Annotated in this window: 16 protein-coding genes; 8 read left to right on the top strand and 8 right to left on the bottom strand. The window is 74.6% G+C overall.

Features of this window, described 5'->3' with window-relative positions:
- Nucleotide 1 precedes the first annotated feature (1 nt).
- The 5 genes from ACIQOW_RS16880 to ACIQOW_RS16900 form a co-directional block, all read right to left on the bottom strand.
- Entirely contained in the window at nucleotides 2-2263 is a 2262-nt protein-coding gene (locus ACIQOW_RS16880) for an ATP-binding cassette domain-containing protein (protein ID WP_401085122.1), read from the bottom strand.
- The gene (locus tag ACIQOW_RS16885) at nucleotides 2260-4674 is read right to left on the bottom strand and encodes an ATP-binding cassette domain-containing protein (RefSeq protein ID WP_401085125.1); all 2415 of its coding nucleotides are present in this window, start codon (nucleotides 4672-4674) and stop codon (nucleotides 2260-2262) included. Before ACIQOW_RS16885 ends, ACIQOW_RS16880 begins: the two co-directional genes overlap by 4 nt.
- On the bottom strand, nucleotides 4671-5465 hold the full coding sequence (locus tag ACIQOW_RS16890) for a biotin/lipoyl-containing protein (protein ID WP_401085128.1): 795 nt from the start codon (nucleotides 5463-5465) through the stop codon (nucleotides 4671-4673). The genes ACIQOW_RS16885 and ACIQOW_RS16890 overlap by 4 nt, the downstream gene beginning before the upstream one ends.
- A 56-nt stretch (nucleotides 5466-5521) precedes the next feature.
- Nucleotides 5522-6847 carry a cytochrome P450 gene (locus tag ACIQOW_RS16895; RefSeq protein WP_401085131.1) on the bottom strand — a complete coding sequence of 442 codons (1326 nt, stop codon included), beginning with the start codon at nucleotides 6845-6847 and terminating at the stop codon, nucleotides 5522-5524.
- 120 nt (nucleotides 6848-6967) lie between these two features.
- Nucleotides 6968-7132, bottom strand: coding sequence for a thiocillin family RiPP (locus ACIQOW_RS16900; protein WP_188296352.1), 165 nt, complete (start codon nucleotides 7130-7132; stop codon nucleotides 6968-6970).
- 261 nt (nucleotides 7133-7393) lie between these two features.
- Here ACIQOW_RS16900 and ACIQOW_RS16905 point away from each other — a divergent pair, with 261 nt between their 5' ends.
- A complete protein-coding gene (locus tag ACIQOW_RS16905) occupies nucleotides 7394-8398 on the top strand; it encodes an ABC transporter ATP-binding protein (RefSeq protein WP_401085135.1) in 1005 nt (334 codons plus the stop codon).
- Nucleotides 8395-9255, top strand: a complete 861-nt coding sequence (locus ACIQOW_RS16910) for an ABC transporter permease (RefSeq protein WP_401085138.1) — start codon at nucleotides 8395-8397, stop codon at nucleotides 9253-9255. The genes ACIQOW_RS16905 and ACIQOW_RS16910 overlap by 4 nt, the downstream gene beginning before the upstream one ends.
- Before the next feature lie 79 nt (nucleotides 9256-9334).
- Here the strand turns inward: ACIQOW_RS16910 and ACIQOW_RS16915 are convergent, their stop codons facing one another.
- Nucleotides 9335-9979 (bottom strand): hypothetical protein, encoded by a 645-nt coding sequence (locus ACIQOW_RS16915; RefSeq protein ID WP_401085141.1) that lies wholly within the window; start codon nucleotides 9977-9979, stop codon nucleotides 9335-9337.
- Nucleotides 9980-10535: 556 nt separating this feature from the next.
- On the opposite strand from ACIQOW_RS16915, the gene ACIQOW_RS16920 reads away from it, so the two are divergent.
- Nucleotides 10536-10955: an HNH endonuclease gene (locus ACIQOW_RS16920; protein ID WP_401085144.1), complete on the top strand. Its 420-nt coding sequence runs from the start codon at nucleotides 10536-10538 to the stop codon at nucleotides 10953-10955.
- Nucleotides 10956-11053: 98 nt separating this feature from the next.
- On the opposite strand, the gene ACIQOW_RS16925 is transcribed toward ACIQOW_RS16920, so the two are convergent.
- Together ACIQOW_RS16925 and ACIQOW_RS16930 are read right to left on the bottom strand one after the other, a co-directional pair.
- Complete coding sequence (locus tag ACIQOW_RS16925) at nucleotides 11054-12496, bottom strand: glyceraldehyde-3-phosphate dehydrogenase (RefSeq protein ID WP_401085146.1); 1443 nt, start codon at nucleotides 12494-12496, stop codon at nucleotides 11054-11056.
- Between the two features lie 365 nt (nucleotides 12497-12861).
- Nucleotides 12862-13131 (bottom strand): hypothetical protein, encoded by a 270-nt coding sequence (locus ACIQOW_RS16930; RefSeq protein ID WP_401085149.1) that lies wholly within the window; start codon nucleotides 13129-13131, stop codon nucleotides 12862-12864.
- Nucleotides 13132-13456: 325 nt separating this feature from the next.
- Here ACIQOW_RS16930 and ACIQOW_RS16935 point away from each other — a divergent pair, with 325 nt between their 5' ends.
- The 5 genes from ACIQOW_RS16935 to ACIQOW_RS16955 all read left to right on the top strand — a co-directional run bounded on the left by ACIQOW_RS16935 (nucleotide 13457) and on the right by ACIQOW_RS16955 (nucleotide 19791).
- Nucleotides 13457-15631 carry a UvrD-helicase domain-containing protein gene (locus ACIQOW_RS16935; protein ID WP_401085151.1) on the top strand — a complete coding sequence of 725 codons (2175 nt, stop codon included), beginning with the start codon at nucleotides 13457-13459 and terminating at the stop codon, nucleotides 15629-15631.
- A 189-nt stretch (nucleotides 15632-15820) separates the two neighbouring features.
- Nucleotides 15821-16288 (top strand): GreA/GreB family elongation factor, encoded by a 468-nt coding sequence (locus tag ACIQOW_RS16940; RefSeq protein WP_401085154.1) that lies wholly within the window; start codon nucleotides 15821-15823, stop codon nucleotides 16286-16288.
- Nucleotides 16289-16495: 207 nt separating this feature from the next.
- Nucleotides 16496-17935 (top strand): MFS transporter, encoded by a 1440-nt coding sequence (locus ACIQOW_RS16945; protein ID WP_401085157.1) that lies wholly within the window; start codon nucleotides 16496-16498, stop codon nucleotides 17933-17935.
- Nucleotides 17923-18807 (top strand): formate dehydrogenase accessory sulfurtransferase FdhD, encoded by an 885-nt coding sequence (fdhD, locus tag ACIQOW_RS16950; protein WP_401085159.1) that lies wholly within the window; start codon nucleotides 17923-17925, stop codon nucleotides 18805-18807. Before ACIQOW_RS16945 ends, fdhD begins: the two co-directional genes overlap by 13 nt.
- Before the next feature lie 3 nt (nucleotides 18808-18810).
- Nucleotides 18811-19791, top strand: coding sequence for a LysR family transcriptional regulator (locus tag ACIQOW_RS16955; protein ID WP_401085162.1), 981 nt, complete (start codon nucleotides 18811-18813; stop codon nucleotides 19789-19791).
- The last annotated feature ends 7 nt before the right edge of the window (nucleotides 19792-19798 follow it).

A 19798-nucleotide genomic window follows, 5' to 3' on the forward strand; every position in this document is an offset into this window, starting at 1 on the left:
CTCACAGCTCCTGGAGTCGGGCGAGTCGGGTGAACAGCGGGTCGTGGTCGAGGAGTTCGCGGTAGGTGCCGGTGGCCGTGAGCCGGCCGCCGGACAGCACGTGGATCCGGTCGGCGGTGCGGATGGTGCTGAGCCGGTGGGCGATCACCACCCGGGTGGTGTCCAGGCCGGCGACGGCGGCGGCGACCTGGCGCTGGGTCGCGTTGTCGAGTGCGGAGGTGGCCTCGTCCAGCAGCAGGACGGCGGGCCCGCGCACCAGTGCCCTGGCCAGCAGCAGCCGCTGCACCTGGCCGCCGGAGAAACCCTGGGCGTCCTCCCCGACCCTCGTCCCGAGACCGAGCGGCAGGCGCCTCAACTCGTCGGCGATCCCGGCGAGTTCGGCGGCCTCCCAGATCCGGTCGAGGGTGATCGCGTCCGGGTCGGCGCCGGCCAGGTTGTCCAGCAGCGAGCCGCGCAGCATCCGGCCGTGCTGGAGCACCGTGCCGATCCGGCGCCGCACCAGGCGGGCGTCCAGTCCGGCCAGGTCGCGGCCGTCGTAGCGCACCGCCCCCGACTCCGGCCGCTCGAAGCCGAGCAGCAGCCGGATCAGGGTGGACTTCCCGGCGCCGGACGGGCCGACCACCGCGACGAACTCCCCGGGCTCGGCGTGCAGCGACACCTCGTCCAGGGCGGGCGCGGTGCTGCCCGGGTAGCGGAAGGTCACCCGGTCCAGCGCGACCCCGCCGCGCAGCTCGCCGGGGTCGACGCCGGGGCCGGCCTGCGCCGGGCCTTGGCCGGTGCTGGTGCCGGTGCCGGTGCCGGAACCGGCCTGCGCCGGGCCGTGGCCGGTGCCGACCGGGGCGAGGATCGGCCGCAGCCGGTCCAGCACCGGGGCGATGCCGTACGCCGCCGAGGCCGCGTGGGTCACCTGGCCGATCGCCGCGGCGACCTGGCCGGCCGCCACCCCCGCGGCGATCAGGTGCCCGGACGGGGTGTCCCCCGCCGCCGTCGCCCCGGCCAGCAGGACCGCCAGCAGCAGCGGCTGAAGGCCCGCGGTGAGCGCGGCGGCGGCGGCGTCGCTGCGCTGGGCGGCGGCGTCCGCCCGCTTCTGGGCGGCGAAGGGCACCGCCCAGCGGGCGAAGGCCTGCACCTCGCGGCCCGCCGTCTGGATCTTGTCCACGCCGAGCAGCAGCCCGTACAGCAGGCCGTTGAGGTGTCCGTGCAGCGCGAACACCTCGCTCTCGTGGCGCTGGCGGCGGCGGCCGAGCAGGAGCAGCAGCCCGGTCACCGCCAGCACGGCGAGCAGCAGCAGCGCGCCGAGCCGGACGTCCACCAGCAGCAGGACGGTCAGGCCCGAGGTGGCGAAGACCGCCCCGAGCACCGCGCCCACCAGCACCTCGGAGAGCGCCTGCCTGGCCTGCGCAACCGCGTTCGCCCGGTGCACCAGGTCGCCGGTCGCGTAGTCGCGGAAGAACCGGGCGTCGTGACCGAGCAGACGGTCCCAGACGGCCGGCTCCAGCGCGGCCTGCACCCGGCCGGTGAGCCGGACGGCGGCGGTGTTGCGGACCAGTGACAGCAGCCAGGCCGCGACCACCGCCGTGCCCAGCAGCAGGGCCAGCCAGCGGACCGGGTGGCGGTCCGCGGCCAGCAGGTCGGGCAGCAGCACGCCGGTGCTCAGCGGCACCAGCAGACCGAGCAGGGCGGCGGCCAGGCCCGCCGCCGTGAGCCTGGCCAGGTCGCGCCGTGCGCCGGGGGTGCGGAGCACGAAGCGGACCAGGCCGGCCAGGCCCGTCTCCTCCTGCGGGAGCGGGAGGTAGAGCTGGAGCGCCCGGGTGTCCAGGGCCGGGCCCCGGTCGCGGCGGCCGCCGGGGTGGGCACCCGGGTCGACGCGGCGGTGGCCGCCGGACGGGCGGGGTACCAGGGCGACCGGCCGGCCGTCGTCGGCCGCGAAGCCGACCAGTGGTCCGGCCAGCCCGGCCGGGTCGCCGTGCCCGTCCCGGCCCTTCGGCAGGGACACCGTCCGGTGCCTGACCCCGGCCGCGCGCAGCAGCGCGGTCAGCGGGTCGGCGCCGTCGGGGCGGGCGGCCGGGGGGACGGGCAGGCCGAGCGCCGTCAGCACGGCCCTGGCCCGGTCCGCCGGGTCCGTCGCGCCTTCGCCGGCCTTCGCCAGCCGGGCGGGCGTGCCCGGGTGCCCGGGGCCAGGGTGCAGGGCGCCGAGCGCCTCGGCCAGGGCCGCCCGGTTGGCGCGGACGGTGGCGTCCAGGACGTCGCCTCGGGTGGTCATTCCCCCTCCTCCTTCCTCGTCGTGGTGCCCGGCTTTCCTGCGGTGGCGGTGGCGGTGGCGGTGGCGGTGTCGGTGGTGTCGGCGGTGTCGGCCGTCCCGGTCGCCGCCGGGGCGCCCGCCAGGTCCGCGACCAGCGTCCGGTACGGGCCCGGTACGGCGGCGAGTTCGGCCGGCGTGCCCTGTTGGACGATCCGCCCCCGGTCGAGGACGACCACCCGGTCCGCCGCCTGGACGGTGCTCAGCCGGTGCGCGAGCACCAGGCAGGCGGTGCCCCGGCGGCGCAGGTGCGCGTTGACCCGGGCCTCGGTGTCGGCGTCCAGCGCCGAGGTCGCCTCGTCCAGCACCAGCAGCACCGGATCGATCGCCAACGCCCGGGCCAGTTCCAGCCGTTGGCGCTCGCCCCCGGAAAGGTTCCTGGCGTCCTCCTCCACCCGGCCCGCGTCCAGACCCCCGCGGCCGGCCACCAGGTCCGCCGCCTCGGCGTCCGCCAGGGCCCGCCGCAGCGCGTCCTCGTCGGCCGCCGGGTTCCAGAGCGTCAGGTTCTCCCGCAGGCTTCCCTCGAAGAGCCGCAACTGCTGCTCCACGTAGGCGATCCGCCCGGTGACCACGGCCCGCGGCCACTCCTCGCGCGGCCGGCCGTCCAGCAGCACCTCGCCCGACCAGGGGCGCAGCACCCCGGCGGCGATCCGGGCCACGGTGGACTTGCCGCTGCCGCTGCCGCCCACGACGGCGAGCCACTCGCCCGGGCGGACCCGCAGCGAGACCCCCTCGACGGTCGGCGGACGGTTCGGGTCGTAGCCGAACGCGACGTCGCGCAGCTCCAGTTCACCGCTCGGAGCCCGGTCGGCTCCGGCCGGCGGGGCGTCCAGGACGGGGGTGAGCCACGGGTCCGCCTCGGCCGACTCGACGTCCTCCAGCAGCGCGCTCTGCGCCCTCGCCATGGTGAACTCCGAGCCGATACCGACCAGTTGGGCGACCGGCTGGAGGAAGCCGTTCATCAGCAGCAGCACCGCCACCAGGGTGCCGAAGGACAGCGAGCCGCCGATCAGCAGCGAGGTGCCGATCACCACGACCGCCGCGGCGGCGGCCGAGTTGAGCGCCGCGGGCAGCGACAGCGGCACCAGCACCGCGCTCGTCACCCGCTGCCCGGTCTCCATCGCCCTGGCCTGCCAGCCCGCCCAGGAGCGGAAGAACGCGTCCTCCGCTCCCTCCGCCTTCAGGGTCTCGATCGCCGACACCCCCGAGAAGGCGACACCGTCCCGCTTGTAGTGCTCCGCGTGCAACCGGTGCAGCAGACCGCCACGGCGGCGTTCGGCCAGCCGCAGCGCCAGGACGTCCAGCACCGCGACGGCGACGGGCACCGCGGCCAGCCGCGGCTCCAGCAGGAACACGGCGCCCAGGTGCACGGCGGCCGCGGCGACCGCGGCCGCGGCGCCGACGGCGCGGTGCGAGAGCAGCACGGCCAGGCCGTCGTTCAGCTGCACCCTGGTGACCAGGCCGCCGAGCTGACGGCGGTGGAAGAACTCCCCCGGCAGCCGCAGCATCCGCCACAGGAAGCCGGCGGAGGAGCGTGCCGCCATCGCCTCCAACACCCGGTTCACCACCGTCTGCTGGAGCCAGGAGCCGAACAGCACGGTCGCCGCGACGCCCGCCGCGGTCAGGGTCAGCGGCACCGCCCAGTCCTGGGCCCCGCCCACCACGACCGAGGACAGGTAGGCGCGCAGCAGGAACGCCGCCGCCACCCCCGGCACCGCGAGCAGCGCCGCCAGCACCACCGCCAGCAGCAGCGCCCCGGTGTACGGGCGCAGCCGCGCGGCCAGCGCCCGCAGCAGCGGGAAGCGGCGTCCGCCGGCCAGGAAGTCCGGTCCCGGTTCGAAGCCGACCGCGATCCCGGCGAAGGAATCCCAGAACTCCTCCGGGGTCGCCGAGTAGCTGCCCATCGACGGGTCGTTGATCCGCACCCGGCCGCGCCGCACGCCCTCGTAGACGGCGAAGTGCGGCCCGGTGACCAGGACCATCGACGGCACGTGCAGCCGCTCCAGGCCCTGCAACCGCCCCTCGCCCCGGACCACCCGGCGGCCGCGCGCGACCAGCCCGTACCGGCCGGCGGCCCGCGCCACGGCGGCGGCGCTCACACCGTCCCGGCTGACCCCGCAGGCCCGCGAGGCCTCGTGCAGCGTCACCCGGCGGCCGAAGGCCCCGAGGACGACGGCCAGGCAGGCCGCGCCGCAGTCCTGTTCCTCCATCTGCGGGACGACGGGCGTGCGCAGATGGCGCCGGGGGCGGCTGGGGCGGCTGGGTCTCTCGGGGCTCTCGGGGCGCTTCCCGTAGCCGCCCCCGCGCTCCTTCCGGTCCTCCCCTTCCGCCCCTTCCGCCCGCTCCGCCCGCGGCTCCCCGACATCGAGGCTCATCGCCCGGCCTCCGTTCCGAACACGGCCTGGTAGGGGTGGCGGGCGCCGAGGTCGACCTCGGCCGTCAGCGGCACCGGTCCTGCCACCCGGCCGACGGAGCCGGGCAGTTCGGCGTACGCGCGCCACACCGGCGCGCTCCCTCCGGGCAGCCCCGGCACCGGGACGGCGAAGGTCCCAGTCAACGAGTCGGCCCGGACGGGCAGTTCGTCCACCGCCGTGATCACCGCGCGCACCGTGCCCGCGCCCGGCACCGGCACCCGCACCTCCCGCCCCGGCACCAGCTTGGCGGCCTGCGGCAGGTCGGTCGCGAAGAGCCGGACGGTGGCCGGCTCCCCGGTCTCGTCCAGCGCCATCAGCCCTGCCCCGGGCGCCACCTGTTCGCCGGGCGCGGCCAGCAGCGTCGTCACCGTCCCGTCGGCGGGGGCGGACACCGGCACCTCGGCCCCGTCGGGCGTGCGCAGCAGCGCCACCGGCTCACCGCGGGCCACCGTCCGCCCCGGCTCCGCCCGGAACCCGAGCACCGCACCGGCCTGGTCCGCCCGTACGGTCGTCGGCGCCTTGCCGTGTGCCACCACCGCCGGGACGGCCACGGTGGCGGGCAGCTTCCCGAAGACCACCCAGCCGGTTCCGGCCGCCACCACCAGCACCAGCGCCGCGACGGCCGCCAGGCCCCTGGCCCCGACCAGCCGCACCGGCCGGTCCTGCCCGGGCTCCAGCACGGCCGCCGCGCGCGCGGCGGCGACCGCCGCGACGGCGCCGCCGGGTTCGTCCTGGTGGCCCGTGGACTTCACGTCCGTCCCAGGCTCCTGCCCTGCGGTGACCTGGCCCTTCTCCCGCTCCGCCGCCTTCACGGCCGCCCCGCCCCCGCGCCGGCCGGCTCCCGCGGCGGGGTCCGGACGGGCAGTTCACGCAGGCCGCCGAAGACGAACTGCGGGGACCAGCGGACGGTCCCCTCGTCCAGCGGCGTGGTCAGCTCCCGTGTGGCGCCGGCCGCCGCGAGGGTGCGCAGCACCGCGGCGCCGGCCATCAGGGACAGCGGGGCACCGAGGCAGTGGTGCGGACCGTGGCCGAAGGCCAGATGGCGCAGTTCGGCCCGGTCCGGGTCGAAGCGGTCGGGGTCGGCGAAGCGGCGGGGGTCGCGGTTGGCCGCCGCGTAGAGCAGCAGGGCGACCCGGCCGGCCGGGATGACGGTTCCGCCGACCTCGACCTCGCGGGTGAGGGCGCGGGCGCTGGCGCGCACCGGGCTGCCGAGGCGCTGGGCCTCGTCGAAGACTGCCTCGGCCCGCTCCGGGTGCTCGCGCAGCAGCTCGGCGAGCCCGGGCCGGCGCAGCAACTCCCAGACGGCGACGGCGAGTCCGGAGGTGAGGGTCTCCAGCCCGTTGGCCAGGAGCATGACCACGAAGGCCAGCAGGTCCTGGTCGTCGAGCCGGCCCTCGGCCCTGGCCACGGTCAGCCGACTGATCAGGTCGTCGCCCGGCGCGGCGGCGCGGGCGGCGCAGAGTTCCTCGACGTACGCGCGGAACTGCTCGAACTCGGCGTCGAGTTCGGCGATCCGCTGCTCGTCGGTGGTGGTCTGCCCTTCGGCGGCCCGCTGCTCGTCGGTGGTGGTCTGCCCTTCGGCGGCCCGCTGCTCCCCGGCGGCCGGCCCGAAGTCGTCCAGCAGCGAGCGGGCGACCAGCCGGGCCCAGCCGGTGACGCGCTCCTGCTCGCTGTCCGGGATGTCCAGGATCGCACAGGAGACGGCGACCGGCAGCGGCACCGCGAGGTCCGCCACCACGTCGAACTCCCCGGCGCTCAGAAGGGGTTGGAGCATCCGGTCGACGGTCGCGGTGATCCGTCCACGCATCTGCTCCAGCCGGCGGGCGCTGAACGCCGTGGTGGCGAGCCGCTTCAGCCGGATGTGGTCGGCGCCGTCGCGCATCGGGAGCATCCTGGCGACGACCCGGGCGAGCGCGGTGGCGCCGCTGCGGGGCAGGCCGACCGCGGTGGGGTCGACCACGGTCCCCGGGTGGGTGAGGACGGTGACGATCTCGGAGTGGCCCGAGACGACGTGGACCCGCCCGAGGTCCAGGACGGGCGCCTCGGCCAGCAGCCGACGGTAGAGCGCGGGTGGGTCGTGCTGCGCGGCGGGCTCCTGGATGAACCGCGTCAGCGCGTGCCGGAGGCTGTCCATCGCCCGGCTCTCCTCACTGGTCAGGTCCTGCTTGCGGAACGGGGATCGCAGATCGCCGGGGAACGGCGGAGGGGTGCCGCGGTGGCCCCGCCGGAGCGGGCCCACCGCGGCACGGATCCCTTACTCCGCGGCGGTCTCGACCGCGTTGGAGACCGAGCTGAAGCTGGAGACCGGGCAGGCTGCGCAGGCCAGCGAGCTCACGCTGACACCCGCGTTGACGCCGTCCAGCTCCTCGATCTCGATGTCGAACTGCTCGTTCTCGGCGATCTCCTTGTTGTCCGCCATGGCGGTCTCCTCCCGGAACGGTCCGCCGGCCCCGGCGGGGCCGGTCGGATTCCTCGCCACCGTTTCCGCTTCCGGTTTTCCCGGCTGCTCCCGGCGACGAGGAAAACTATGCCCGGCCCTTTCCGAACGCCCCAGTAGGAGATGTCAGGAAAACCCCCATGGAAAAACTCACAGCCCTCGGCATGACATTTTGAATATGCTCTGACCTGCGGTTTCGTCGCGCACTTGCGCTCTCTCCACCATCCCCCGCAGGCTGCTCCCATGACATCAGACAAAGGCCTTTCCGAGCGGCGGGAAAAGGCCGTGGAGGTGCACCGGCTGCACCATCGCCACGGCGACCACGAAGCCGTCCGGGGAATCTCCTTCAGCGTCCCGCACGGCGAACTCCTCGCCCTGCTGGGTACCAACGGCGCCGGCAAGACCACCACCCTGGAACTGCTCCAGGGCTACCGCCCGCCGACCGCCGGCACCGTCCGCGTCCTGGGGCTCGACCCGTACGCGCAGGGCACGGCCGTCCGGCGCCGCACCGGGATGATGCTCCAGGAGGGCGGCTTCTTCCGCGACCTGACCGTCCGGGAGACCGTCGACGCCTGGCGGACCTTCACCACCGGTGCCCGGCCCACCGGCGAGGCGCTGGAGCTGGTCGGACTCACCGACCGCGCGCGGACCCGGGTCGGGCAGCTGTCCGGCGGTGAACGACGGCGCCTGGACCTCGCGCTGGCGGTGCTGCGCACCCCCGAGGTGCTCTTCCTCGACGAACCGACCACCGGCATGGACCCGCAGGCGCGGCAGGCCACCTGGCAGACCGTCCGCGACCTGCGGGCGGCGGGCACCACCGTCCTGCTGACCACCCACTACCTGGAGGAGGCCCAGCAACTCGCCGACCGGGTCGCCATCCTGGACCGGGGCCGGCTCACCGCGCTCGGCACCGTCGCCGAGGTGCTGTCGGGCCGCGGCACCCGGATCACCTTCCCGCTCCCCGCCGGCGTCGGCGCCGACCGGCTCCCGCTCGTCCCCGGCGGGCACGCCAGGGTCGTAGCCGGAACGGCCGAGTACACCGTCGAGCGCACCGGGCCGGCGCTGGCCGCCCTGCACGGCTGGGCCGCCGGCCTCGCCGTCGAACTGGACGGCCTGGAGGTGCGCGGCGCCTCCCTGGAGGACGTGTTCCTGGACCTTCCCGGGCTGGAACTGCCCGGAGCGGAGCCGCCCGAGGCGGCGAGGCCCGGAGCGGAGCCGCCCAGGACTCGGGAGGTGTCGGCCCGGTGAACCGTTCCCCGATCGCCCCCGCCACCCCCTCCTCCTGGATGGCCCTCCCCTCCTGGACCGGCTACGCCCTCGCCCAGTTCCGGCTGTCCTGGAAGGTGTTCTGGCGCAACCGCCGCTCCACCTTCATCGGCTTCCTGCTCCCCGTACTGCTGACCCTGGCCGTCGCGGCGCCGCTGCGCGGCCGGGAGATCGCCGGCGTGCCGGCGGCCGGGTACGTCGCGCTGGGCTTCGTCGGCTTCGCCCTGGTGACCGTGTTCATCAACCTGCTGAACGGCCTGGTGGCCCGACGGGACGACCTGGTGCTCAAGCGCCTGCGCGGCACCGAGGTCCCGCCCGACGCGGTGCTGGCCGGGCAGTTCGGCGCGGCGGGCGCGGTGCTGCTGGTCCAGACCGTCCTGCTGGGCGCGCTCGCGGTCGGCTGGTTCGGCGCGCCGCTGCCCGCCGACCCGCTGCTGCTGCTCGTGTTCCTCGCGGCGGGCTTCGCCCTGTTCGCCCTGCTGGCCGCGGCACTGTCCGGGCTGACCCCGAGCGCCGAGGCGGCCCCGCTGGTGGCGACCCCGGTGCTGCTGCTGTCGATGTTCGCGGGCGGGGTGGCGACCCCGCTCGGCTCGCTCCCCGGCTGGTTGCAGGCCCCGGCCCACGCGCTGCCGCTGACCCCGGTGGTCGAGGGGCTGCGCACCGCCTGGTTCGGACGGGCCTTCGGCACGGAGACCTGGTCCGGGCCGCCACTGCCCGAACTCGGCCTGTTCGGCGGCTGGCCCCACACGGTGGGCTCGCTGGCCCTGCTCGCGGCCTGGACCGCGGGTGCCGCGATGCTCACCCGCCGGCTCTTCCGCTGGGAGCCCCGCCACGGCTGACCGCCGGCCCTCCCGATCCGGAGCCTTCCCCACCCGGGGACCGCTCCGGACCGGCCCGGGCCTGCCTACGACCGTGTCCTCAGCCCACACCGAGCCCGGCGTCCGGCGTCTTCCCGGACTGCGCCTGCTCGATCCGCTTGACCAGCATCACCGCGAGCCGCCGCGTCCTGGCCACGTCCACCGGGCCGCCCTCGCTGGTCACGCTCGCCACCACGGTGCCCGAGCGCAGCACGATGCCGACGCCTTCCCCCTCGGCCAGGGGCCCCTGGAAGGCCTGGCTCTCGCTGCCCAGCGCCGGCATGTCCAGCTTCGTGAACTGCCCGGCGGCGTACGAGGCGTAGCTCTCCTTCAGGCGCTGACCGGCCGCGTCCCGGCTGGGCAGGGTGTCCACCAGGAAGCGGACCACCACGTCCCCCGAGGAGAACCGGACGGACCCGCTCAGCGGCTTCCCGGCGCAGGAGGCGGCAGCGGCACCGGCGCAGGTCACCTTGTGGTCGGCGGTGTCGACCCGGCGCTTCTCCTCCTCCCACCCGGCCATCACGGTGGCGTCCGGCAGCACCTGCGCGACCACCTTGTCGTCCAGCAGCGCCGCCTCCAGGTCCCCGCGCGGCGCCTCCGCGGCCGCCGGCGCAGCCGGGGCCGACGCGGACCCCGACGCCGCCGGAGCCGTGGCCCCGGTCTCGGTGGCCGCCGCCGAGGCGGGCGCGGACGCAGCCGCGGACACAGCCGCCGACGCGGACCCGGACACCACAGCCGCCCCCGCCGTCGCGGCCGGCCCCGACCCGGACCCCGCCGGAGCGACCGCCCCACCGGCACTCTTCGACCCCCCGGAGGAGCACCCCACCAGCACACCCGTCAGCATCCCGGCCACCGCCACCGCGGCAACCACCCGCCGACCACCCATCCCCATCGCCCTCCCTCGACCTGTCAGTGACCCCTCAACATAGCGACCACCCGACCCCCACCCCGCCCCGGGGCCGCCCCGCGAACTTCCCATCAGACTGTCCGATCGTGCGACTATCCTCCCGTCCCATGGCTACCGACGATCCGCCGACAGCGTTCGCACGCACCCGCGATGCCCTCACCCGCTCGGACCTGGTCGGCCTGCTGGGCTCCCTGCACACCCACCGCAACGCCACCGCCGGACGCCCGAGCCGCCACCAGCCGCTCTCCCTGTTCTGGGCGATCACCCGCGTCGCGGCGGACCGGCCCCCTTCTGGTATCTCCAGGGCAGCGGCCTCTGGGAGGTGCACGGCGTCTCCGGTTCCGACGGCCGCTCGATGCCGGACACCGCGTTCTTCAACCGGAACCAGCCGACCGCGGGCCTGACCGAGAAAGCCACCACCTCCCGGATCGTCCGGAACACCGCCCTGGCGAACCGGGTGAAGGAGATCCACGACTTCCGTTGCCAGGTGTGCGGTACCCGGCTGGCCTCCCGCCGAAGGCCCTACGCCGAGGCGGCCCACATCCAAGGCCTCGGCAACCCCCACCAGGGCCCGGACGAACTGCACAACCTGCTGTGCCTGTGCCCGAACCACCACGTGCTCTTCGACGGACTGGAGATCCACGTCAACGCCGAGGGCGTCGTGCGCGAGACCCACGGCAACGGTGATCTCGGCCCGCTTCGCCGCCACCGGGACCACCCCGTCGACGAGGCGTACCTCCGCTACCACCGGAACCTGTGCGGCCTCAACCACTGAGCAGCGCCCGCACGGTACCGCCCCCGGAACGCCGGCGGGGCGGTGACCGACCGGTCACCGCCCCGCCCTGCTGCTCCTCTGCCTGCCCTACCGGTGGATCAGACCGCCGGGGCCGGGAAGGTCGGGTACTCGACGCCCGAGATGTACTGCACGACCCGGACGACCTGGCACGAGTAGCCGAACTCGTTGTCGTACCACAGGTAGAGGATCGCGTTGTCGCCCTCGACCTTGGTCGCGCCGGCGTCCACGATCGAGGCGTGGCGCGAGCCGATGAAGTCGCTGGAGACCGCGTCGGGCGAGTCGGTGTAGTCGATCTGGCGCTTCAGCGGCGAGGTCAGCGAGATGTTCCGCAGGTACTCCAGGACGTCCTCGCGGGTGGTCTCCCGCTTCAGCTGGAGGTTGAGGATCGCGATGGAGACGTCCGGCACCGGGACGCGGATCGAGCTGCCGGTGATCTTCGCCTGGAGGTCCGGCAGGGCCTTGGCGACGGCCGAGGCGGCACCGGTCTCGGTGATCACCATGTTCAGCGGCGCCGAGCGGCCGCGGCGGTCGGCCTTGTGGTAGTTGTCCAGCAGGTTCTGGTCGTTGGTGAACGAGTGGACGGTCTCCACGTGGCCGCGGACCACGCCGTACTCGTCCTCCATCGCCTTCAGCGGCGGGACGATGGCGTTGGTGGTGCAGGAGGCGCAGGAGATGATCTGCTCGTCCGGCTTGATCATGTCGTGGTTGACGCCGTGCACGATGTTCGGGACGTCGCCCTTGCCCGGCGCGGTCAGCACGACCTTGGCGATGCCGGGGCGCAGGTGCTTCGACAGGCCCTCGCGGTCGCGCCAGCGGCCGGTGTTGTCGATCAGGATCGCGTCCTTGATCCCGTACTCCGTGTAGTCGACCTTGGTCGGGTCGTCGGAGTAGATCACCGTGATCTCGTTGCCGTTGACGACGATCTTGTTGTTCGCCTCGTCGACGGTGATCGTGCCCTGGAACTGGCCGTGGATGGAGTCCCGGCGCAGCAGCGAGGCCCGCTTGACCAGGTCGTCGCCGCCGCCGTTGCGCACGACGATGGCCTTCAGCCGCAGGCCGTTGGCCGAGGCCTTCTCGACCAGCAGCCGGGCGACCAGCCGGCCGATCCGGCCGAACCCGTACAGCACGACGTCCTGCCCGGACCGGCGCTCCAGCTTGTTCTCACCGGTGGCGCCGGCGACGGCCTGGGCGGTGAACTCCGCCACCGACAGCCCGCGGTCGTCCGCCCGGTACGTCGCGGCGAGCATGCCGAGGTCGATCTGCGAGGGGCCGAGGTCCAGGGTGGTCAGGGCCTCCAGGAACGGCATCGTCTCGGTGACCGAGAGCTCCTCGCCGGCTATCTGCCGGGCGAAGCGGTGCGTCTTGAGGAGGCTGACCACCGACTTGTTCACCAGGGACCGGCTGTGGAGCAGGACGGTGACGTCCCGCTCCCGGTGCAGCCGCCCGATGATCGGGATCATCGACTCCGCGATCTCCTCGCGGTTCTTCCAGTCCGTGAACACGTCGTCGTTGACAGTCACAAGTCCATCTTTCGAGCTGAGGGTGTTGCCCACATGGTAGCTTCGCCCGCCCGCGCCCCGACCGCCGGTCCCTCCCCCACCCTCTCCACCCGAGCCCCCCACCTGCGCCTTCACCCCTCACCCCGCTCCGCGAAGGTGATCACCGCCACCTTCAGTCGCCCCCGGGCTCGCGGGGGCGGCGGCCCGTCCGACCTACCGGCCGTCCGGACGAGTCCCGACCCGGACGGTCGACTGCGAACCGAGTCAAGCCGCCGGCACGGCAGCCTCCCGAGCCCGGTCAACGGCAGCGACGCCAACCCGGGTTCTCTCCATCCGGAGGTGCCCTTCGAGCGGCCGAACAGGAGGGCGTTTCGGGGACCTTCGGGTCACGCGTCCGGCAGGTCCGCCTTCGCGGAAAGGAGTGTGATCCGGGGGATGACCACGAGGCGCTCGCCCTCGCCGACCACCATGTCCTCCGGGAGACCGGCTCGGTACGCCGCGGTCAGGTCCCGCCCGATGACCGCGATGTCGCCGTTGTCGAGTTCCCAGACGTCGGGGCAGCCGTCCCGGCCTCCCGTGGTGCCCAGTTCGGTCGGCGACTTGCCCAGGCGCCGGGTAGGCACGGCGTCGGGGTCGGCGTCCCACGGCTGCTTCATCACGCCTCCGGCATGTCGCGCGAACCTTCGACTACACACCGTACAAACCCTCCCGACTCAGGGTCAATAGCGAACCCCGCCGCCCGACTGCCGCGTCACGCCCGTACGTTGTCGGCCGGTACGCCGCCGACCACGCACGCCTTGACTCCGTCGTCCTCGCTCCCGGCCACATCCGGGCCGGCGGCGTCCAGCACCGGCTCGCGGTCGACGGCCGGCAGCCGCTCACCGCACGCCGCCGGGCGGCCCGCCGCGGGTGATCACTCGGCCAGTACAGTGAGGCGGACTGCCCGGCCGCGCGGGCGGGCAGGGGCGCGAGGGGGCCGGGGTGGCGACGCTGGGCATGCACCGGGACTTCCTGATGGAGTTCGCGGCGCTGGAGAAGCCGGTGCAGCGGCGGGTCTTCGAGACCTTCGAGAAGTTCACCGAGGCCACCCACGCCGGCCTGCACCTGGAGAAGCTCACCAACCAGCGGGACCCCCGGATACGGACCATCCGGATCACCGACTTCTGGCGCGGGGTCGTCCTCAAGGCCGACCGGGGCGACGGCTACCTCCTGCTGAAGGTCCTCCCGCACGACAAGGCCAACGACTGGGCCTGCAAGCACCGGGCCTCGGTCAACGCCGCCACCCAGGGCGTCGAGATCCGCAACGACGTCGCGCTGGAGCGGGCCTCCCGGTCGCTGAAGGTGCTGGCCGCCGACGAGCCCAGGAGGCTCTTCGCCGACCGCTCCGACAAGGTCCTGCGCAGCCTGGGCGTCGACGAGGAGATCCTGCCGATCATCCGGCTGCTCCCCGACGAGGCCCACCTGGAGGCGCTCCACCGCGTGCTACCGGAGCAGCAGTTCGACGTCCTGATCGGCCTGGCGAGCGGGATGGAGCCGGCCGAGATCGACCGCGAGATCGTCCGGGCGTACGTCCGGACGGCCACCCCCGCGAGCGTCGGACAGCCCGCCGGCGGACTGCTCTCGGCCATGGTCCGCGCGCGCGGCAGGGTCGCCCTGGTCTCCGGGCCCGACGAGCTGCGGGAGATCCTGGCCCGCCCCTTCGACGCCTGGCGGATCTTCCTGCACCCGGCCCAGTACCGGGTCGCCTACCGGGAGTCGTACAACGGGCCGGCCCGGGTGACCGGCGGTCCCGGGACCGGGAAGACGGTGGTGGCCCTGCACCGGGCCCATCACCTGGCCCGCCGGCTGCCGGCGGACGCGCCTGACGGATCGATTCTGCTGACCACCTTCTCCGAGGACCTCGCCGCGGAGCTGGAGCGCTGCCTCGCCCTGCTCGTCACGGACGAGCGGAGCCGGGCGAAGATCCGGGTGGTCACCGTCGACGCGCTCGCCGACGAGGTCCTCCGGCGCACGCGCGGCGGCGCCCCGCAGAAGGTCCTCTTCCAGCAGCACGCGGTCCTCGCCCGCTGGGGACGCGTCGCCCGCCGGCTCGGCTCGGAGTTCACCGACGTGTTCCTCGACCAGGAGTGGCGTCAGGTCGTCCTGGCCCAGGTGATCGAGAGCCCCGAGCAGTACCTGCGGGCACCGCGGTCCGGCCGCGGCAAGGCCATGGGGCCGAAGGAGCGGGCCCGGCTGTGGCGCGTGGTGGCCGCGTTCGAGGAGGAGCTGCGGAAGGCCGGGGAGCTGACGTTCCTCCAGGTCTGCGCGCAGGCCGCACGGGTGCTCGACGAACGGGACGAGCGCCCGTTCCGGCACGTGGTGATCGACGAGGCGCAGGACCTGCACCCCGTCCAGTGGCGCTTCCTGCGCGCGCTCGTGGCCGCCGGGCCGGACGACCTGTTCCTCGTCGGCGATCCGCACCAGCGGATCTACGGGAACAAGGTCTCGCTGCGCTCGCTCGGCATCCAGGTGGTCGGCCGCTCCTCCCGCCTCCGGATCAACTACCGGACGACGCAGGAGATCCTCAGCTGGTCCGCCTCCCTGCTCACCGGCGAGCGCCCGGACGACATGGACGGCGGGACGGAGTCACTGGCCGGCTACCACTCGACCCTGCACGGCGCGCACCCCGAGGTCCACGGCCATCCCGACAAGGCCGAGGAGATCCGGGCCCTCGTCGCCCGCGTCGAGGAGTGGATCGCCTCGGGCGCGAGCCCCGAGGACATCGGAGTGGCCGTACGGAGTGGCCGGCTCGGCCGCGACATCGCCCAGACCCTGGAGCGGAGCGGGATTCCCGCCTCCCCCCTCGGCAACGCACCGTCCCCCGGCGTCCGGGTCGGCACCATGCACCGGATGAAGGGGCTGGAGTTCCGCTGTGTCGCCGTGGTGGGCGTGAGCGACGGCCTGATTCCCCTGCGCAGCGCGATCACCCCGGCGGACACCGACCCGCAGCAGCACCAGGAGGACCTCGACGGCGAGTTGAGCCTGCTCTTCGTGGCGTGCACGCGCGCCCGGGAAGCCCTCGCCGTCTCCTGGCACGGGGCACCCAGCCCGTTCCTCGAACCGGTCGTCGCGCAGCGGGTTCCGGTGCAGGAACGGTTCGGCGTCCTGACCCGCTGACACGGACGGACGGCTGGCCTCGCACACGGACGGCCGGCAGGCCGCCGGCCCGGCAGGCCGCCGACCCGCCGGCCGTCGGAATCCGCCCACCGCCTCCGGTCCGGCCGGACTTGCCCGGGGCCGCGGGCGGTGGGGTAATGGGAGGCGGCCGGTGTTCGAGCGTGTGACGAGCAGCTCCGGGAGCTTGGGATGAGCGGTGGGCCGGAACCGATCAGTGCCGAGGGCCTGCGTGCGGTGCGGGAGGAGTTGGCGCAGCTGCGGGCGGAGCGGGGGGAGGTGGCCGCGACGCTGCGCGGGGTGGAGCCGGTGGGGGACCGGGCGGACGCGGCGGACGAGTTGCAGCGGGCGTCGGAGGTGACCCGGCTGGACCGGCGGATCACCGAGCTGGAGGTGCGGCTGCGGGAGGCCGAGGTCGCCGGGGAGCCGTCCGCGCGGGTGGTGGGGGTGGGGTCGACGGTGACCGTGCGGTTCGACGACGGCGCGGAGGAGACCGTCGAGATCTCCGAGCTGGCGGAGGAGCGGGATCTCACCCTGGTGACCTTCGACAGCCCGCTCGGGAAGGCGCTGCTCGGGCGGCACGCCGGGGAGACGGTGCACTACGACACCCCGGCCGGTGCGGCCAGCGCGGTGGTGCTGTCGGTGGGCGCCACGGCATAGCCCGGGCGGAATTCCCGATCGCATTGTTCAGGATATTCCGAGGGCATTTCGATGGCATGCCGGACAGTGCATTCGGGAATTCTTCGATAGGCGCCGCCTGTCAGCTCAAAGGAACGGCTTCTTTGACGCCCCGCGACGACGGACCACACACTGGACCTGCGGAGATCCAGGAATGGCCGGAAAGTCGGAAACGGGGCAGAACAGCGCATGGGCGGCACCGAAGATATTCCCGTTCCGCGCTCCGCCCGCCGCTGGTTTCCGGCGGCCGCCGCCGTCGCCGTCGCCGCCTGGGGCGCCAACCAGTTCACCGCGCTGGCCACCGTGTACCGGGCGCGCACCGACTGGTCGGCGCTCTCGCTGGCCGCGATGTTCTCGGTCTACCTGGTCGGCCTGGTGCCCGGGCTGCTGCTGGGCGGCCCCGCCGCCGACCGCTACGGGCGGCGGCGGACGGTGCGCGGCGCGCTGGCGCTGTCCGCCGCCGCCAGCGTGGTGCTGGCCCTGGCGGACGAGCCGGGCGTGTACGCCGCCCGGCTGGGCACCGGCTTCGCGGCCGGGCTGGCCTTCCTGGCCGGGACGGCCTGGCTGCGCGAGCTGTCCGGCCCCGGGACGGCACCCGAAACGGCGGCCCGCCGTGCGATGTACGCCACCGGTACGGGCTTCGCGGCGGGGGCGCTGGTCTCCGGGGTGGTCGCCGAGTGGCTGCCGGGACCGATGGTGCTGCCGGGCCTCGCCCACGCTCTGGGCTGTCTGCTGGTACTGCGGGCCACCCGCGGGCTCCCGGAGACCGCCCGGCGCGACCGCGGCACGCCACCGCACGGCACACCACCGCACCGCACGTCACCACACCGCACGTCGCCGCACCACACGTCGCCGCAGCGCACCGCGGCCGTCCGCCACCCCCGGTTCCGCTACGTCGTGCTGCCCGCCAGCCCTGCCGTGCTCGGCGCCGCCACCGTGGCGTACGTGGTGCTGCCGCCGCTGGTCGCCGACCGGGTGCCCGGCTACGCGCCGCTGTTCAGCGGCCTGGTGGCGGCGCTGACCCTGGCCACCGGGGTGGTCGCCCAGCCCTTCGCCGCCCGGCTGGACGACGCGGACAGCGCCCGGGCCACCCTCACCGCGATGGCCACGGTGATCGCCGGACTGCTGCTCGGTGCCCTCGCCGTCGTCCGTGACTCGGTCGGCCTGGTGGTGGTGGCCGCCGTCGTCCTCGGCACCGGGTACGGGCTGACGCTCGGCGCGGGGCTGCACGAGGTGGAGCGGCTGACGGCGCACTCCTCCGGGCCGACCTCCGCCTCGCTCTACCAGAGCACCACCTCCAGCGGCTTCCTCACCCCGCTGCTGCTCGCCGGCACCGCCGGTCACGCCTCCTATCCGGCGCTGCTGGCGGGCATGGCGGCCATCGGCCTGCTCTGCCTGGCGGTCACCGCCGCCCACGGCCGCCGCCATCTGCCCGGCCCGTCGGGCCGGGACGACCTACCGGGTCAGGCCAGCGCGACGGGCCGGGACGGCCTGCCCGAGCAGACCAACCAACCCGACCAGCCCCGCCTGCCCGGCCCTCCCGGCCCGCGCGCCGCCGCCAGGAGGGAGGATTCATCCGTACAGACCGGAGCGACACCACCGAGGAGCCGACGACCATGGGCCGAGTGACCGTACCCCGCAGAGTGCTGCGCCTGCGCCAGGGCGTACCCTCGTACCGCCCCGACACCCTGGCCGCCGAGGAGCCGATGGAGATCCGGGTCGGCGGGCGCCCGCTGACGGTGACCATGCGCACCCCCGGCAGCGACTTCGACCTGGCGGCCGGCTTCCTGGTCAGCGAGGGCGTGGTGCACGCCGCCGGGCAGGTCGCCGGCATCCGCTACTGCGCGGGCGCGACCGCCGACGGCGGCAACACCTACAACGTGGTGGACGTCCTGCTCGCCCCCGGCGTGCCCGCCCCTGACGCCTCGCTGGAGCGCAACTTCTACACCACCTCCTCCTGCGGCCTGTGCGGCAAGGCCAGCCTGGACGCGGTGCGCACCACCGCGCCGTGGAGCGTCGCCGAGGACGGGCTTCGCGTCACCCCCGCGCTGCTCTCGGCGCTGCCCGACCGGCTGCGCGCCGCCCAGAAGGTCTTCGACAGCACCGGCGGCCTGCACGCGGCGGGCCTGTTCGACGCCGACGGGCGGCTGCTCTGCCTGCGCGAGGACGTGGGCCGGCACAACGCCGTGGACAAGGTGGTCGGCCACGCGCTGCGCGAGGGGCTGCTGCCGGCTCGCGGCACGGTGCTGATGGTCAGCGGCCGGGCCTCCTTCGAGCTGGTGCAGAAGGCCGTGATGGCGGGCATACCGGTGCTCGCGGCGGTCTCCGCGCCGTCCTCGCTGGCGGTGGACCTCGCCGAGGAGACCGGGCTGACCCTGGTCGGCTTCCTGCGCGGCGACTCGATGAACGTGTACACCCGCACGGACCGCGTCGACACCGACCGCACCGGCACCGACCGCGTCGCCACGGACCACGTCGACACCGCCACCAGGGCCGAGTAGCAGATGCTCTTCCGCCAGCTGGAATACCTCGTCGCGCTCGCCCACGAGCGCCACTTCGCCCGTGCCGCCCAGGCCTGCCACGTCTCCCAGCCCGCCCTCTCCGAGGCCCTGCGCAAGCTGGAGGACGAGTTGGAGGTGCTCCTGGTGCGGCGCGGCCGCGCCTACGAGGGCCTGACCCCCGAGGGCGAGCGGATCGTGCTCCGGGCGCAGCGCATCCTGGCCGACCGGGACGCCCTGCGGGACGAGGTGGACGCGCTGCGCACCGGCCTGGGCGGACGGCTGCGGATCGGCTCGGTGCCGACCGCCTCGGGCGCCGTCCCGCTGCTCACCGCGCCGTTCTGCGCCGCCCACCCGCTGGCCTCCGTGGAACTGTCCACCGATCTGCGCTCCGACGAACTCCTGTGCCAGGTACGGAACTTCGAGATCGACGCGGGCATCACCTACCTGCCGGACCCGGGCGCCGACAACACCGGCAAAACCGACGACACCGGCAACACCCACGACACCCACGACACCCGCGACACCGACGGCCTGCGCGCGCTCCCGCTCTACGAGGAGCGGTACGTCCTGCTGACCGGCCCGGCCGACGAGCTGGCCCGGCACCCGCGGGCGACCTGGGAGGAGGCCTCCCGGCTGCCGCTGTGCCTGCTGGAACCCGGCATGCAGGGCCGTCGGGTGCTGGACGGGGTGTTCGCCGGCCTCGGGCTGGCGCCGGCGCCGAGCGTCGAGACCGATTCGGTGGCCTCGCTCTTCGCCCACGTCCGCACCGGCCACTGGGCGAGCATCGTCCCGTACGCCTGGCTGCACGTGTTCGGCGTGCCGCGCGGGATGCGGGCCGTCCCGCTGGCGGAGCCGGCGCACAGCGCGCCGATCGCCCTGGTGACCGCCGCCCGGGAGCCCGGCTCGGTGATGGCCCGCGCGCTGCTGGCGGTCGCCCGGCGGACGGATGTCGCCGCCGTCCTCGCCACCCTGCCGGAGGAGTGAGCGCTCG

The sequence above is a fragment of the Kitasatospora sp. NPDC091335 genome, assembly GCF_044757205.1.
GTDB lineage: Bacteria > Actinomycetota > Actinomycetes > Streptomycetales > Streptomycetaceae > Kitasatospora.

What these genes read in the sequence shown, in the direction of transcription:
- ACIQOW_RS16920 (WP_401085144.1), top strand. Translation starts at nt 10,536, where the DNA reads ATGCCGGACACCGCGTTCTTCAACCGGAACCAGCCGACCGCGGGCCTG.
- ACIQOW_RS16930 (WP_401085149.1), bottom strand. Translation starts at nt 13,131, where the DNA reads ATGAAGCAGCCGTGGGACGCCGACCCCGACGCCGTGCCTACCCGGCGC.
- fdhD (WP_401085159.1), top strand. Translation starts at nt 17,923, where the DNA reads ATGGGCCGAGTGACCGTACCCCGCAGAGTGCTGCGCCTGCGCCAGGGC.
- ACIQOW_RS16955 (WP_401085162.1), top strand. Translation starts at nt 18,811, where the DNA reads ATGCTCTTCCGCCAGCTGGAATACCTCGTCGCGCTCGCCCACGAGCGC.
- ACIQOW_RS16895 (WP_401085131.1), bottom strand. Translation starts at nt 6,847, where the DNA reads ATGGACAGCCTCCGGCACGCGCTGACGCGGTTCATCCAGGAGCCCGCC.
- ACIQOW_RS16900 (WP_188296352.1), bottom strand. Translation starts at nt 7,132, where the DNA reads ATGGCGGACAACAAGGAGATCGCCGAGAACGAGCAGTTCGACATCGAG.
- ACIQOW_RS16940 (WP_401085154.1), top strand. Translation starts at nt 15,821, where the DNA reads ATGAGCGGTGGGCCGGAACCGATCAGTGCCGAGGGCCTGCGTGCGGTG.
- ACIQOW_RS16885 (WP_401085125.1), bottom strand. Translation starts at nt 4,674, where the DNA reads ATGAGCCTCGATGTCGGGGAGCCGCGGGCGGAGCGGGCGGAAGGGGCG.
- ACIQOW_RS16945 (WP_401085157.1), top strand. Translation starts at nt 16,496, where the DNA reads ATGGGCGGCACCGAAGATATTCCCGTTCCGCGCTCCGCCCGCCGCTGG.
- ACIQOW_RS16905 (WP_401085135.1), top strand. Translation starts at nt 7,394, where the DNA reads ATGACATCAGACAAAGGCCTTTCCGAGCGGCGGGAAAAGGCCGTGGAG.
- ACIQOW_RS16880 (WP_401085122.1), bottom strand. Translation starts at nt 2,263, where the DNA reads ATGACCACCCGAGGCGACGTCCTGGACGCCACCGTCCGCGCCAACCGG.